A 288-nucleotide genomic window follows, 5' to 3' on the forward strand; every position below is an offset into this window, starting at 1 on the left:
AGCCGAAGGTGCGCACCGGCTCCTACGGCGTGGGCACCGCGGCCACCGACAATGCCGGCGGCACGGATGTGCTGAGCACCGAGCCCGGCAAGGTGCAGCATGCCTCCACGCCGGGCGGCAAGGCCGATGACGGCACGGCCGCGGGCAAGACCATCGACGGCCGTACCCAGCCGGTGTACCAAAACGGCTTGTTCAACGCTTTCGGCTATCCGGCGGTGCGCGACCCGTGGCACATTGCCTACGTGAACGAGGAGAACGCCGGCTACCGTACGGTTATCACCAACAATT

General features: G+C 66.7%; 1 protein-coding gene. It reads left to right on the forward strand.

Translation table 11 applies throughout. The features are described from left to right. Positions 1 to 288: hypothetical protein (locus PZH32_RS13845; protein WP_275208844.1), on the forward strand; the 288-nt coding region annotated here is incomplete at both ends.

Origin of the sequence: Adlercreutzia equolifaciens (assembly GCF_029076695.1) — a bacterium.
In the GTDB taxonomy this organism is placed as follows: Bacteria; Actinomycetota; Coriobacteriia; order Coriobacteriales; family Eggerthellaceae; genus Adlercreutzia; species Adlercreutzia equolifaciens_A.